The following is a 13,855-nucleotide window of genomic DNA, read 5'->3' on the forward strand; positions in this document are numbered from 1 at the left end:
CGAATGATGCAAATACCCATAGGAAAGTATTGATATTTGTTACAAAATAAAGAATATTGTCTGGTACGATGTTTTGAAATTTTAAATGATGGCAATAGTTAAGTGTAATAATTAGTATTATGTATCAACTAATTGAGTGCACTTAAGCAGTTGTCAGTCGTACAAAGAAGATTCAAATGTTCATCAAGAAGTGAGTCTATGACGTATTTGCATCGAAGAAATAACAATATTATAGGAACGCAAACATATTAAGAGTGATGTTTGCACAGTAACGGAGGTTATGAATATATGAATAACGGATTTTTCGGAAATGAATTCGACTCAATTTTTAGAAGAATGATGCAAGATATGCAAAACGCAGATGGAAACAAAAAATATTATATCAATGGTCGCGAAGTATCACCTGAACAATTGCAAGCATTGCAACAACAAGGCGGTCAACCGACACAACATGTTCAAGGTGCACAACCAGGACAAGCAGCTAATGGCCAAGGCGGAGAAGACTATTTAGAAAAAGTAGGCCGCAACTTGACACAAGAAGCTAAAGACGGATTATTAGATCCAGTTATCGGCCGTGACAAAGAAGTACAAGATACTGCAGAAGTATTAAGCCGACGCAACAAAAACAACCCTATTTTAGTAGGGGAAGCTGGTGTAGGTAAATCAGCTATCGTTGAAGGCTTAGCACAAGCGATTGTAAAAGGTAATGTACCAGCTGCAATCAAAGACAAAGAAATTATCTCAGTCAATATTTCTTCATTAGAAGCAGGTACACAATACCGCGGTGCTTTCGAAGAAAATATTCAAAACTTGTTAGACAGCGTTAAAGAAAGAAAAAATGTCATTTTATTCTTTGACGAAATCCACCAAATCATCGGTTCAGGTTCAACTGGCGGAGATTCAGGCAGCAAAGGCTTATCTGATATTATCAAACCAGCATTGAGCCGCGGTGAAATTTCAGTTATCGGTGCGACTACACAAGATGAATACAGAAATAACATCTTAAAAGACCCAGCATTAGCACGTCGTTTCAACGAAGTGGTTGTAAAAGAACCTTCAGCACAAGATACTCAAAAAATCTTAGAAGGTGTACGTGAAAAATTCGAAGAACACCACAACGTGATCTTGCCGGATGATGTATTGAAAGCATGTGTGGACTTATCTATTCAATATATTCCTCAACGTTTATTACCGGATAAAGCATTAGATATCTTAGATATCACAGCTGCACACTTAGCTGCACAAAATCCAGTTGTAGACAAAGTGGAAGTTGAAAAAGAAATTAAAGAATTAGAAGATAAAAAATCTAAAGCAGTCAGCGAAGAAGCTTACTCTGATGCAGATAAATATCAAAAAGAAATCAAACAATTACAAGACAGACTTGAATCAGGACATGGCGAAGGTTCAACAGCAACTGTACAAGATGTCGCTGATACTGTAGAACGTATGACTGGTATTCCTGTATCTCAAATGGATGACAATGATATTGCACGCTTGAAAAACATTTCTAAACGACTCAAAAGCAAAATCATTGGTCAAGACGATGCAGTAGATATGGTTGCACGTGCTATCCGTCGTAACCGAGCTGGCTTCGATGAAGGCAACAGACCAATCGGCAGCTTCTTATTCGTAGGTCCTACTGGTGTAGGTAAAACTGAATTAGCAAAACAATTATCTATTGACTTATTCGGAAACAAAGAAGCATTGATCAAATTAGACATGAGTGAATATATGGACCGTACAGCAGTATCTAAATTAATCGGTACTTCTGCAGGTTATGTAGGTTATGAAGATAACTCAAATACGTTAACTGAAAAAGTAAGACGTAATCCATACGCAGTCATCCTATTCGATGAAATCGAAAAAGCAAACCCTCAAATCCTTACTTTATTACTTCAAGTGATGGATGACGGTAACTTAACAGATGGTCAAGGTAATGTGGTCAACTTCAAAAACACAATCATTATCTGTACTTCAAACGCAGGTTTCGGCGGAGAAGATGAAAAAGAACGCGAAGCATTAATGGATGATCTTAAAAAATTCTTCCGTCCAGAATTCCTTAACCGCTTCAACGGTATCGTAGAATTCGTACACTTAGATAAAGATGCATTGCAAGATATCATCAACTTATTATTAGATGATGTTCAAGTGACACTTGAGAAAAAAGGCATCTCATTAGAAGTCAGCCAAGAAGCTAAAGATTGGTTAATCGATCAAGGCTACGATGCTGAATTAGGTGCACGTCCATTACGTCGTGTCGTTGAAAGAGAAGTACGTGACCGTATCACAGACTACTACTTAGAACACACTGATGTGAAAGAAATCAAAGTAACACTTGATGGTGATGATATCTTAATCAATGGTGAAAAAGTAGATTCACTATAATAGTAAAATAGCAATAAAATTTGAGTCATCAATTATAAATAGAAAATGTCCTCGTTATCGTAATGGTAGCGAGGGCATTTTTGTTGTTTGAATCTTTATTTAGGGTATATTGCAACTATCATCTAAAAAGAGAGAGGTTCATCATGTTTATCGTTAATATCATCATTGTATTAGTATTATTTCTATTAACAGGCTTTCTATCTGGCCGCTATCAAGATAAATATTTGTTCTTAAAGTCATTTTTACTTAGTGTCGCAATGATTATATCGGGCTTGATTTCTTTATTAATTTCCGCAAGTATTGTTTATTTTTTGATAGTGAAATTGATTGGAGATAAAAGTAGTATCTTTGTATTAGGGATTATTATCATTTTACTTGCTGGGATTATGAACTATTTTGTCGTGCGACAATTAATCAAATGGAATGGCTATAATGACATGATGGTTGCGATATTAGAATACTATATCCAATGGACGACAATCTTCTTTACGCTGTATCAATTTTTAACTTCCAGCAAAGCAACGATTAAAAATATCGCATACCTAGAGATTTCAACACATACACTTGACTTGAATTTAATGAACATCATTATCTTGCCTGTATTATTGGTGAGTTGGATTGCACTTGCGATGGTAAGACTGTTCATTAAAGATCATAAATGGGAAACAAGACAACAACATAACAAACAGTCGCATGATGAAGATGATAATGAAGGAAACTAATCGTTAAATTAAAACTAATAGTTAATGGATAGGTACAAAAAAATAATCAGAGGTTAGCATACGCTATTCTCTGATTATTTTTTATTTTAATTTTTACCTTTCATCTTCTATCAATCTTCTTTAGGGTTTAAAGCATAAGTATCAATCGCATTAGCGAGTGCAAGGTCTTCATAGTTTTGGCTGGATTTTAATTGTTGGATGATAGTTTGAATATCATTTGTACTTTTGTTTTGGCTGAGTTTATAAGCAGCATTCATGTCTTTTGCTTCAACTCTAAATCCTTTGATGCCATGAATTTGGTTTAAAGTTTCGTCAGATAGATTGTCAAAGCGTGCACCATCTTTTGGTTCAAAGTGATTAAGTAATTCAATTAAATCATCTTTCGTTTCTTCATCATTTAGCAACCAACTACTTCCACTGACCTGCACACTTTGATAATCCCAAGTTGGGACGTCTTCATTTTCATACCAAGTACTAGAAATATAGCCATGTGGTCCTTGAAAAATTAACAAGACATCATCATGATCTGCATTGAATGTTTGCCACTGCTCATTGCTTTTCGCAAAGTGACCAGAAAATACTAAGGTATCACCATAATCATGAAGCATGAGTGGCATATGGGTCGCATGCAGTTTGCCTTTCATATCTTTTGAGACGACTGTCGCAAATGGGTGTGCTTGTATGAAAGAAATCATTTCATTGATATCATCGACTTGATAAGCTTTTGGAATAAACATCAGTAGAACCTCCTTTCTTAGTAGTTATTCCACCTTAAAAAGAAAATAAGTGTAAGCGATTGCATTTTTTGGTAATTTGCCTTAATATACTTGTATACAAGTATGTAGGAGAGGAGGGCTTTATGTGAAGATGACTTATCCAACACAATGGAAAACGAATATGACCACAGGGGAATCAGTCGCGGCTGAATTGCGATTAAAAATTATTCATGGTGATATTAAAGCGGCTGATTGTTTAACTGAAAATCAAGTCGCAAAACAATTTAATGTCAGTCGTTCTCCAGTAAGAGATGCGTTTAAATTATTAAAACAAGATCAACTGATCCGTTTAGAACGCATGGGTGCAGATGTTTTAGCATTCGGGGAATCTGAACGTCGTGAAATTTATGATTTACGTATCATGATGGAGTCTTTTGCGTTTTTGAAAATCAAACAAGAAGAACGTACGACTTTGGCTAAGGAAATGCGCAAACATCTTGAAATGATGAAAGTTGCGGTTCAATTTGAAGATGCTGAAGCATTTACGGAACATGATATTAAGTTTCATGAAGTATTAATTAGTGCGACACAACATCGTTACTTGCAAAGCAGCTGGAATAACTTAAAACCTATTTTAATATGTTTGATTTTACTTTCGATGAGAAAACGTATGAGTGAAGCACCCTCTGATTTTGAACGTATTCATCACAACCATGAAATTTATGCTCAAGCAGTGGAACAAAATGATACGTCGTTATTACGTGATGCATTCCATTTAAACTTTGATGATGTTGGAGATAATATTGCAGGTTTATTTTTCGGATAATTTTAGATTGGAGGGAAGCATCATGAAATATATGATTGGAGTAGATGTTGGGACAACGAGTACCAAATCTGTGTTATATGATGAACAAGGACACTATATTTTAAAACATAATATTGGCTATGACATGAATACGCCGAATGTGGATACATCTGAAGAAAATCCAGATGAAATTTTTGATGCGGTCTTAATGACGATTAAAAATGTGATGCGTGAGGGAAAAGTCGGGCCTGATGATATTAAATTGATTTCATTTAGTGCACAAATGCATAGCTTGATTGCGATGGACAACAATCAAGCACCTTTAACTGAAAGTATCACATGGGCAGATAATCGTGCGAGTCTGTATGCAGATGAAATTAAACAAAAACATCAAGGACATGAGATTTATCAACGGACAGGCACACCGATTCATCCTATGTCGCCACTTTCTAAGATCTTTTGGTTAAAACATGAACATCCAGAAATTTATAAGCACACAACCAAATGGATTGATATTAAAAGTTATATCTTATACCAACTCTTCGGGCAATATGTGATGGATTATTCAATCGCATCAGCAACAGGGCTGATGAATTTATCGACACTAGAATGGGACCAAGGTGCATTAGCGTTATTAGGTATCACAAAAGCACAACTGCCAGAGCTTGTTCCTACAACAGAAATATTAAGAGGTATGAAACAACGCTATGCGACATTGATGGGTATTGACCCAGAAACACCTGTGGTTGTCGGCGCAAGTGACGGTGTATTGTCTAATTTAGGTGTGAATAGTTTCAAACCTGGCGAAGTGGCTGTAACGATTGGAACATCAGGTGCCATTCGTACTGTTATCGATCATCCGAAAACAGATGAAAAAGAACGTATCTTTTGTTATGTACTGGATGAAGGACAATATGTTATCGGCGGACCGGTAAATAACGGCGGAATTATTTTACGCTGGCTGCGCGATGAATTACTCGCAAGCGAAGTAGAAACAGCGAAACGTTTAGGTGTCGACCCTTATGATGTCCTCACTAAAATCGCAAGCCGTGTCGAACCTGGTGCGAAAGGATTAATCTTCCACCCTTATCTAGCAGGGGAACGTGCACCTTTATGGAATGCGGATGCACGCGGTTCGTATTTCGGATTGACACTTTCACATAAGAAAGAACATATGATTCGCGCTGCACTAGAAGGTGTGCTGTACAACCTTTATACCGTTTATCTCGCATTAATAGAGATGATGGGCGAAACACCGACCGCAATCAAAGCGACAGGCGGATTTGCGAAGAGTGAAATGTGGCGTCAGATGATGGCAGATATCTTTGATACAGATTTAGTTGTGCCGGAAAGTTATGAAAGCTCATCATTAGGCGCATGTGTTTTAGGACTAAAAGCACTGGGTGAAATTGATGACTTCTCTATTATTGAAGACATGGTCGGTACGACACATGCACATCAGCCTGAGCCAGAAGCGGTCGCAATCTATCAACAGTTAATCAGTATCTTTATAGATTTGAGCCGCAGTTTATCAACACAATACAGCAAGATTGCAGATTTTCAACGCAAGCATTTATAAAATTTAAAAGGAAACGTATGAGTCGCAAGAAAAAGCTTGATTACAGGCTTTTTCTTTCAAGGGAAATGAAAACGTTATCAAGACTCATAACGAAAGTGAGGGACAATTATGTTTGGAGAAATTTGGCCATTAATTACAGTTGTAATCGGGATTTTAATTTTATTAGCACTGATCATTGTATTAAAACTCAATACGTTTATCGCATTGATTATTACTTCAATGATTACAGCAGTCCTGTTAGGTATGCCGTTAGACAAAGTTGTAGAAACAGTTGAAAAAGGAATGGGCAGTACGCTTGGCCACATCGCCATTATCTTTGGTTTAGGTGCAATATTAGGTAAATTGCTTTCTGATGGGGGCGGTGCGACACGTATTGCGGATACTTTAATTGAAAAGTTCGGGGAGAAACATGTGCAATGGGCGATGGTAGTCGCATCCTTCGTCATCGGTATTGCATTGTTCTTTGAAGTGGGATTAGTATTATTAATTCCGCTCGTATTCACACTCGCAAAACGTACAAAAGTATCACCGCTTAAAATCGGCTTGCCGATGATTACGGCATTATCCGTTACACACGGCTTCTTGCCTCCGCATCCAGGTCCGGTTGTCATTGCGAAAGAACTTCATGCATCATTAGGGGAAGTTTTAATATATGGTTTCATTATTGCGATTCCTGTAACGATTATCGCAGGGCCTGTGTTCGGTAAATTTGCACAAAAATTAACACCGTCTGCTTATACAAGAGAAGGCGATATTTCTTCATTAGGTGCACAAAAAGAATTCAAACCTTCTGAACTGCCAGGCTTCGGTATCAGTGTATTAACAGCGACTTTGCCAGTCATTTTGATGCTTATCGCAACGATTGTACAGCTTGCGACTGGCAACGTCGACCACTCTAAAAACGTGTTTGCAGGTATTATCAACTTCATTGGTACTGCAGATACAGCAATGTTGATTGCGGTATTATTTGCGATGTTGACAATGGGTATTTTGCAAGGTCGTAAAAATAAAGCAATCATGACTTCTGTCACTGATGCGATTTATCCAATCGGCATGATGATTCTGATTATCGGCGGCGGCGGTACTTTCAAACAAGTATTAATTGACGGCGGTGTCGGTGATACAATCGCTAAAATGTTCGAAGGTTCTACGTTGTCTCCGATTTTACTTGCTTGGCTCGTCGCAGCGGTATTGCGTATTGCATTAGGATCTGCGACAGTGGCGGCGATTTCAACTACTGGTATTATCTTGCCGCTATTACAAGCAAGCGACGTCAATGTTGCTTTAGTTGTGTTAGCGATTGGTGCCGGAAGTGTGATTTTATCTCATGTGAATGACGCTGGTTTCTGGATGTTCAAAGAATACTTTGGATTGACGATTAAAGAAACGTTCTTAACATGGTCATTGCTTGAAACAATTATTTCAGTTTCAGGTCTCATCTTTATCTTATTCTTAAGTCTGTTTGTCTGATAGACAACAAGCACGGTGCCGCGGGGTGTCGTGCTTTTTTGTTATAGTAAAGAGGAGAGAGGTGGCAGTCATGACAAAAGTGGTAATGGTAGAAGGCGTTTCGTTATTTGCGCAATATTTGATTCAGCAATTAAGGCAAAGATCATGCGAAGTAATTGTGCTGTATGATCGCACGTCAACAATTCAGCGCGAACCTGAAGTAAAGTATCAAGCCATCGATTATATGGATTTGACGCACTGGAAACAAGTGATAGATGATGAAACAGTTGTAATTTTGAATGTCTTGCCTGAAATGTTCGGAGATGGGTTATGGCATGGGGATATCAAAGCCTTGAAAGCAGTGATTGCACATTTTGTACATCAAGTACAACCTGCACAAATCATAGAGGCAGAGGCATTAATACCGGATAGTTACAGTTATAGAAAGCGTGCTGCCTCATTACAAGCGATGCCTTTGTCGCAAGAATTATCGCCTTCAGTGTTACTGACAAGTTATGCCAGCTATTTAAAACAGCTTACGTTCAAAATGATTTATGTGCATGAGCAGTCAAAGGATTATGCGATTCATCTGCGCGGATTCAAAAAGCCTTTAATCGCAATGCATAAAGTTGAGATGGAAGGCATCGAAGGGATTAAACTGCGTTTATTGCCAGAGAGTATATTAGCTAAAACTGTTCAAGATGATGGTGCTTTTTACTTTTTGAAAGATAAGGATAAGCTGTATACCTTTTTACTGCACTTTACACCGACACTGCCTTGGCCTTTGTATCGTATCAGCCAAGCAGTTGTGCATGAGTGGGTAATGAAAGGGTTCAAACGCTATTTACATAAACGTTATAAAGGGTAACGCTTAGTGACAAAATAAATTACGGAAAGGGTGCAAGATGTATGGAAGAACGGCACTTTGAATTATTGAAATGGCTGGTTGAACATAATACAGAAAGTCCGCCGGCACGTAATACTGATCCTCTGCAAGATGAAATTCAAACTTATTTAGAAAATCTTGGTTTTGAAGTTGCGCGCAAACAAATGTATGACAATGACAGTATTGTCGTAGGTGTATTAAAAGGAACAGACCCAGATGCGCCGAAGTTGATTTTAAACGGTCATGTGGATGTGGCGAATGTAGAAGATCCTAAGCATTGGACATATCCTCCGTTTGAATTAACAAAGTCAGGTGACTTTGTATATGGTCGCGGTGTCAGTGATATGAAAGGCGGGGTGGCTTCATTATTTTATGTGCTGGAACAATTAAAAGCAAAAGGCCTCTCGCCTAAAGGTGATATTATCGTACAGTCAGTGGTTGGCGAAGAAGTCGGAGAAGCGGGTACGAAGTATGCATGCGAAATGAGTCCGAAAGCAGATTTAGCCATAGTACTGGATACCAGCGACAGCCAAGCATTAGGGCAAGGCGGTGTGGTCACAGGCTGGATTACCGTTCAAAGCAAAGAAACCATTCATGATGGCGCACGCAGTCAAATGGTGCATGCCGGCGGCGGTTTATACGGCGCAAGTGCGATTGAAAAGATGGCTAAAATCATTACGGCTTTAAAAGAATTAGAACAGCACTGGGCAGTGATGAAAAGTTATCCTGATATGCCTGTTGGTGCGAATACGATTAATCCGGCTGTGATTGAAGGCGGACGAAACCCAGCTTTTATCGCTGATGAATGCCGCTTATGGGTGACTGTCCATTTCTTGCCGGATGAAGATTATCATGAAGTGATTAAAGAAATCGAAACGTACTTAAATCGTGTTGCACAAGCAGATGTATGGCTTTGTCAAAATCCGCTGCAATTTGAATGGGGCGGTACGTCGATGATTGAAGATCGAGGTGAAATCTTCCCAAGCTTCACATTGCCTCAATCACACGAAGGCTTTAAACTGTTGGCTCAAGCACATGAAACAGTACATCACAGTCCTTTAAAAGCAGGGATGTCGACGACTGTAACCGATGGAGGATGGTTAGATGACTTCGGTATTCCTACGATTTTGTATGGACCGGGCGAACTGACAGAAGCGCATAGTGTCGATGAGAAAATCAGACAATCAGATTTAACCCAATATAGTGAAGTATTGTTCGAGTTTTTAAAAGCATGGTACCAAGATCCTAAGCAAGCATAAATTCATATAAGCATAATAAAAAGCCATGATGCCGGTATTTCTGACATCATGGCTGATTTAATATGAATTAAGACTGAATTATTTAAAAGAATTTTTTAAACGTGAAATCCAGTTGCGGCGCGGTTTAGATGTTCTTTGAGGACGATTCTCTGTTAATGGTGATTTATGTTTGATTGCTTTAGCAAGCTCAATTGCTTGATGCATCAAGTAAAGTTGAGAGTTCAAAGGTAATTGATTATTGTTAACGTAATGATATACGCCGTTTTGATCTTGATAACGTCCTTTTTGATTATCAGCAAGCTGCAAGTTTAAGAAGTTAAGCAAACGTTCTCTGATTTTTGCATCATGAACCGGGAAGAGAATTTCTACACGTTTAATCATGTTTCGTGTCATTGCATCTGCAGATGATAAATAGATTTTCTCATCGCCGTTATTATGGAAGTAATAAATACGAGAATGTTCTAAGAAACGTCCTACAATACTTACGACTTGGATATTTTCGCTGACACCTGGTACACCTGGTTTCAAGCAGCAGATACCGCGGATAATCAACTGAATTTTCACACCTGCTTGAGATGCTTCAAATAACTTTTTAATGATTGTTTTATCTGTTAATGAGTTCATTTTCATAATGATGTGGCCATTGCCGTGTTCTTTATGGTTTTTGATTTCAGTATCAATGCGTTCCACAAAGACATCGCGAATATCAAAAGGTGCCACAATCAATTCATTATAATTCGGTTTGATTGAATAACCGCTTAAGTAGTTGAAGAAGTTAATCGCATCTTCTGCAATACCTTTATCAGTTGTGATAATACCCATATCTGTATAGATTTCAGCGGTTTTATCGTTATAGTTGCCTGTACCTAAGTGTACGAATGGAACTAATTGGCCTTTTAAGCGTTTTACAACTAGAGTGATTTTACTGTGTGTTTTTAAATGTGTCATGCCGTAAATAACGTGGCAGCCGGCATCCTCTAACATACGTGCCCAATGTACGTTGTTTTCTTCATCAAAACGTGCTTTTAATTCAACCAGCACAGTGACTTGTTTTCCTTGTTCAGCCGCATGTTTCAAACTTTTGATGATTGGAGAGTCTTTACTTACACGATATAATGTTTGTTTAATCGCAATAGTATCCGGATCTTCAGCAGCTTCGCGAATAAAATCCACAATCGGTTCAAATGATTCGTAAGGGTGGTGGAAGAAAATATCGCGTTTTAATGCTAAATCATAAATGTTATTGTATCCTAGCGACTCAGGGATTTGCGGTGTATAACGGTCATAACGCAAGTTATTGAGTTGAGAAGACAGACGTCCGACTAAACCGAATACCATAGTTAAATCTAATGGTCCATCTACATAGTAAACATCGTTTTCTTGGATTTCTAATTGTTCTCTCAAACCTTCAATATCAAGTTCATTTGCATTACGTGCATCTACTTCTAAACGTACGGCAGAACCGCTTTTACGCATTTTCAAGAAACGCTCGATTTCGATAAGCAAGTCTTCAGCACCGTCTTCATGAATTGTTAAATCGGCATTACGTGTAATACGGAAAGTAAACGTTTTGCGGATGTCATAACCTTGGAAGAGGTATTCGATGAAATAATCGATGACATCTTCTACCATGACTACATATTGTTTTTCGCTGTCATCTTCTTTAAGAATGATAAAGCGGTCGATTAATGATGGAATCTGAACAATTGCAGTGTTTGTCGATTCATCTGTATCCAATTCCACAAAGATGTTTAAGCTTTTATTTACAAGTTTAGGGAATGGATGGTATGCGTCGATACCAAGCGGTGTCAGTGTCGGTAAGATATTGTATTTGAATTCTTGCTCTAACTTATCTTGTAAAGCTTCGCTTAAATGTTGCGGCTTTGTTGTAAATACATTGTATTCTTGCAGGTTTTTCGTTAATTCGTTGTAACGTTCATACTGTTTGTCGACAAGCGGTGTGTTTTTCTCTTTAATGGCATCTAATTGCTCTTTAGGTGTCATTTGAGATTTGTTTTCCGGCTTGTTGAAATTCATTTTAACTTGGTCTTGCAAACCGGCAACACGAACCATAAAGAACTCATCTAAGTTTGACGCAAAGATTGCAACGAAATTGAGTTGTTCTAATAAAGGATTAGTTTTGTCGCTTGCTTCTTGCAAAACACGATAGTTAAAATCGAGCCAGCTTAATTCTCGGTTATTATAATACTTTGGTTTGTTAAGATCTTTTTCAATGACTTGATTTTCCATAATGACCACCCCATGGTAAATAAATAGACTTTTTATGAATAAAAATTTAAATTACAAACTACATTGATTGCAACAAGTTTAATTCGATTAAAAGTGATGAATGTTTAAGCTCAATGAATTGAAAATTATAAACAATTGTATGCAAATACTTAAAATTCCATAAACATCCATATAATAACGTAACATATAAATGTTAAGCTTTTGTAAAGTTAATAGATACTTTGCCTTTTAATACTTTTTCAAGATGTTTCTTTTGACGATTGGCTTGATATTCTTCCGCAATCGGATTATCCGTATGATAAGCATACAAGGTATATTCATCTTTGCCGTCTTTCACAAGCTCGATACGTTTGACAGGATTCGTATGCGAAACATTTAAAGCGTCGATAAATTTCAAGATGCCGCCAAGCGACTGCAGATGGCTGAGTGCATCGTTGTCGAGCCATCCTGTTTCATCATTATAGAATTTTAATAAACTTTTGTTTTTGAAGCTGGCCATCAATGCAAGTTGTACACGGTCGTGGTGGTTGAAGCCATCTATCATTGAATTGGAAATGATATAGTACGTATGCTGCGAACCTGAGTCTGAATCGATAAAGCGGCCTAAGTAATAGATATAAGCAGCTTGTTTAAAGAGCTTTTGTTCTTTTTCTGATAACGTAATAATATCTTTGTCTATTAATTGTTCTAATAAAGCTTCAGCGAGTACTACACGTTGTTTCGCACCGACACCTTCGTGCTTATAAGTGTTCGATAACTGATACAGTGCACGGTTTCTCACGTTGAAGCGGTCGAACGCATCAGGAAACTTTTGGTTGAGCTGATGCATAACATAGCCTTCACGCAAACCTTTTCGAGAGAAAGTGAATTGTGTAGCTTCGACTTGTTTGAACAGAGATTTGAACACAGCAACCGCTGGTAAAATTATGTCGACACGGTCGCGGCTTAAACCATCAAGGTTCGTTAAATCATCTCTTGAACTGTCTTTAATCAATTCGAAGACTTGTTCTAAATCTTTGCCGGTCATTGTATAGCAGTGTACACCGCCGATAGGGTAAGAGACTTCAGATTGGTGGATACGAGCAACGTTACGTGCTGAACCGCCGACACCGACTAATGCCACTTCTTTATTATTGATCCAATCTAATGAGCTGAATTCTTTTTCTAAAAACTTCTGCATCTTTTTAATCGCATCTTTATCATTATGCGGTTTGTCCGCAAAGAACTTGCGTGATAAAGTTACGACACCGAATGGGAAGCTGTGCGAATGAATCAGTTCTTTATCTTTGAACAGCGTGACTTCAGTAGAGCCCCCGCCGATATCCACAGATAAACCATTGACGATATCTGTAGAATTGATAATGGCATAAAAGCCGTAGTAGGCCTCATCTAATTCTGGAACGACAGATAATTTCATTCCTATTTTTTTCTTTACGCGTTTTAAAATTTCGCTTTGGTTTTTCGATTGGCGGATCGCAGCTGTTGCGATAGGATGCAATTCATCTACGTGATAAGCATCTGCCACCTTTTTAAAACTTTCTAAGGAACTGATCAGTACTTCAATTCCTTCGTCATTCATTGTTAAGTCATCTTCCAAGTACTGACTTAAACGTGCTGGTGTTTTGATATTTTGAATTTCTGAAAGGCCTGTTTTGTTATCGTATTCAAACACGACAAGTCTGATTGTGTTGGAACCGATATCTATTAATCCGATGCGTTTCATAATAACCCCCTCTGATTGCTTGGAAGAAGCTAGGATACGACTTATTAATTTGCGTGCGGGCAGAATCATAGAACTAACTCC

10 protein-coding genes are annotated in these 13,855 nt (G+C 38.0%); 7 read left to right on the top strand and 3 right to left on the bottom strand.

Annotation, left to right across the window (positions count from 1 at the left end):
- Positions 1-288 precede the first annotated feature (288 nt).
- Positions 289-2,385 carry an AAA family ATPase gene (locus C7N65_RS03580; protein ID WP_105993106.1) on the top strand — a complete coding sequence of 699 codons (2,097 nt, stop codon included), beginning with the start codon at positions 289-291 and terminating at the stop codon, positions 2,383-2,385.
- A gap of 143 nt (positions 2,386-2,528) precedes the next feature.
- Positions 2,529-3,107, top strand: a complete 579-nt coding sequence (locus C7N65_RS03585; RefSeq protein ID WP_105993107.1) for a hypothetical protein — start codon at positions 2,529-2,531, stop codon at positions 3,105-3,107.
- Positions 3,108-3,217: 110 nt separating this feature from the next.
- On the opposite strand, the gene C7N65_RS03590 is transcribed toward C7N65_RS03585, so the two are convergent.
- Positions 3,218-3,844 (bottom strand): FMN-binding negative transcriptional regulator, encoded by a 627-nt coding sequence (locus C7N65_RS03590; RefSeq protein ID WP_105993108.1) that lies wholly within the window; start codon positions 3,842-3,844, stop codon positions 3,218-3,220.
- Between the two features lie 124 nt (positions 3,845-3,968).
- Here C7N65_RS03590 and C7N65_RS03595 point away from each other — a divergent pair, with 124 nt between their 5' ends.
- The 5 genes from C7N65_RS03595 to C7N65_RS03615 all read left to right on the top strand — a co-directional run bounded on the left by C7N65_RS03595 (position 3,969) and on the right by C7N65_RS03615 (position 9,801).
- Positions 3,969-4,649 carry a GntR family transcriptional regulator gene (locus tag C7N65_RS03595; protein WP_105993109.1) on the top strand — a complete coding sequence of 227 codons (681 nt, stop codon included), beginning with the start codon at positions 3,969-3,971 and terminating at the stop codon, positions 4,647-4,649.
- Positions 4,650-4,671: 22 nt separating this feature from the next.
- A complete protein-coding gene (gene gntK, locus C7N65_RS03600) occupies positions 4,672-6,207 on the top strand; it encodes a gluconokinase (RefSeq protein WP_105993110.1) in 1,536 nt (511 codons plus the stop codon).
- Between the two features lie 108 nt (positions 6,208-6,315).
- Positions 6,316-7,677, top strand: coding sequence for a gluconate:H+ symporter (locus C7N65_RS03605; RefSeq protein WP_105993111.1), 1,362 nt, complete (start codon positions 6,316-6,318; stop codon positions 7,675-7,677).
- 61 nt (positions 7,678-7,738) lie between these two features.
- Positions 7,739-8,524: a hypothetical protein gene (locus C7N65_RS03610; RefSeq protein ID WP_158698099.1), complete on the top strand. Its 786-nt coding sequence runs from the start codon at positions 7,739-7,741 to the stop codon at positions 8,522-8,524.
- A gap of 41 nt (positions 8,525-8,565) precedes the next feature.
- Complete coding sequence (locus tag C7N65_RS03615; protein ID WP_105993113.1) at positions 8,566-9,801, top strand: acetylornithine deacetylase; 1,236 nt, start codon at positions 8,566-8,568, stop codon at positions 9,799-9,801.
- A 78-nt stretch (positions 9,802-9,879) separates the two neighbouring features.
- On the opposite strand, the gene C7N65_RS03620 is transcribed toward C7N65_RS03615, so the two are convergent.
- Both C7N65_RS03620 and ppx read right to left on the bottom strand, forming a co-directional pair.
- Positions 9,880-12,051, bottom strand: a complete 2,172-nt coding sequence (locus tag C7N65_RS03620; protein WP_105993114.1) for an RNA degradosome polyphosphate kinase — start codon at positions 12,049-12,051, stop codon at positions 9,880-9,882.
- Between the two features lie 193 nt (positions 12,052-12,244).
- Complete coding sequence (ppx, locus tag C7N65_RS03625) at positions 12,245-13,777, bottom strand: exopolyphosphatase (protein WP_199790654.1); 1,533 nt, start codon at positions 13,775-13,777, stop codon at positions 12,245-12,247.
- Positions 13,778-13,855 lie beyond the last annotated feature (78 nt).

This window comes from Staphylococcus simulans (assembly GCF_002994445.1).
In the GTDB taxonomy this organism is placed as follows: Bacteria; Bacillota; Bacilli; order Staphylococcales; family Staphylococcaceae; genus Staphylococcus; species Staphylococcus simulans_B.

What these genes read in the sequence shown, in the direction of transcription:
- C7N65_RS03580 (WP_105993106.1), top strand. Translation starts at nt 289, where the DNA reads ATGAATAACGGATTTTTCGGAAATGAATTCGACTCAATTTTTAGAAGA.
- C7N65_RS03585 (WP_105993107.1), top strand. Translation starts at nt 2,529, where the DNA reads ATGTTTATCGTTAATATCATCATTGTATTAGTATTATTTCTATTAACA.
- C7N65_RS03590 (WP_105993108.1), bottom strand. Translation starts at nt 3,844, where the DNA reads ATGTTTATTCCAAAAGCTTATCAAGTCGATGATATCAATGAAATGATT.
- gntK (WP_105993110.1), top strand. Translation starts at nt 4,672, where the DNA reads ATGAAATATATGATTGGAGTAGATGTTGGGACAACGAGTACCAAATCT.
- C7N65_RS03605 (WP_105993111.1), top strand. Translation starts at nt 6,316, where the DNA reads ATGTTTGGAGAAATTTGGCCATTAATTACAGTTGTAATCGGGATTTTA.
- C7N65_RS03615 (WP_105993113.1), top strand. Translation starts at nt 8,566, where the DNA reads ATGGAAGAACGGCACTTTGAATTATTGAAATGGCTGGTTGAACATAAT.
- C7N65_RS03620 (WP_105993114.1), bottom strand. Translation starts at nt 12,051, where the DNA reads ATGGAAAATCAAGTCATTGAAAAAGATCTTAACAAACCAAAGTATTAT.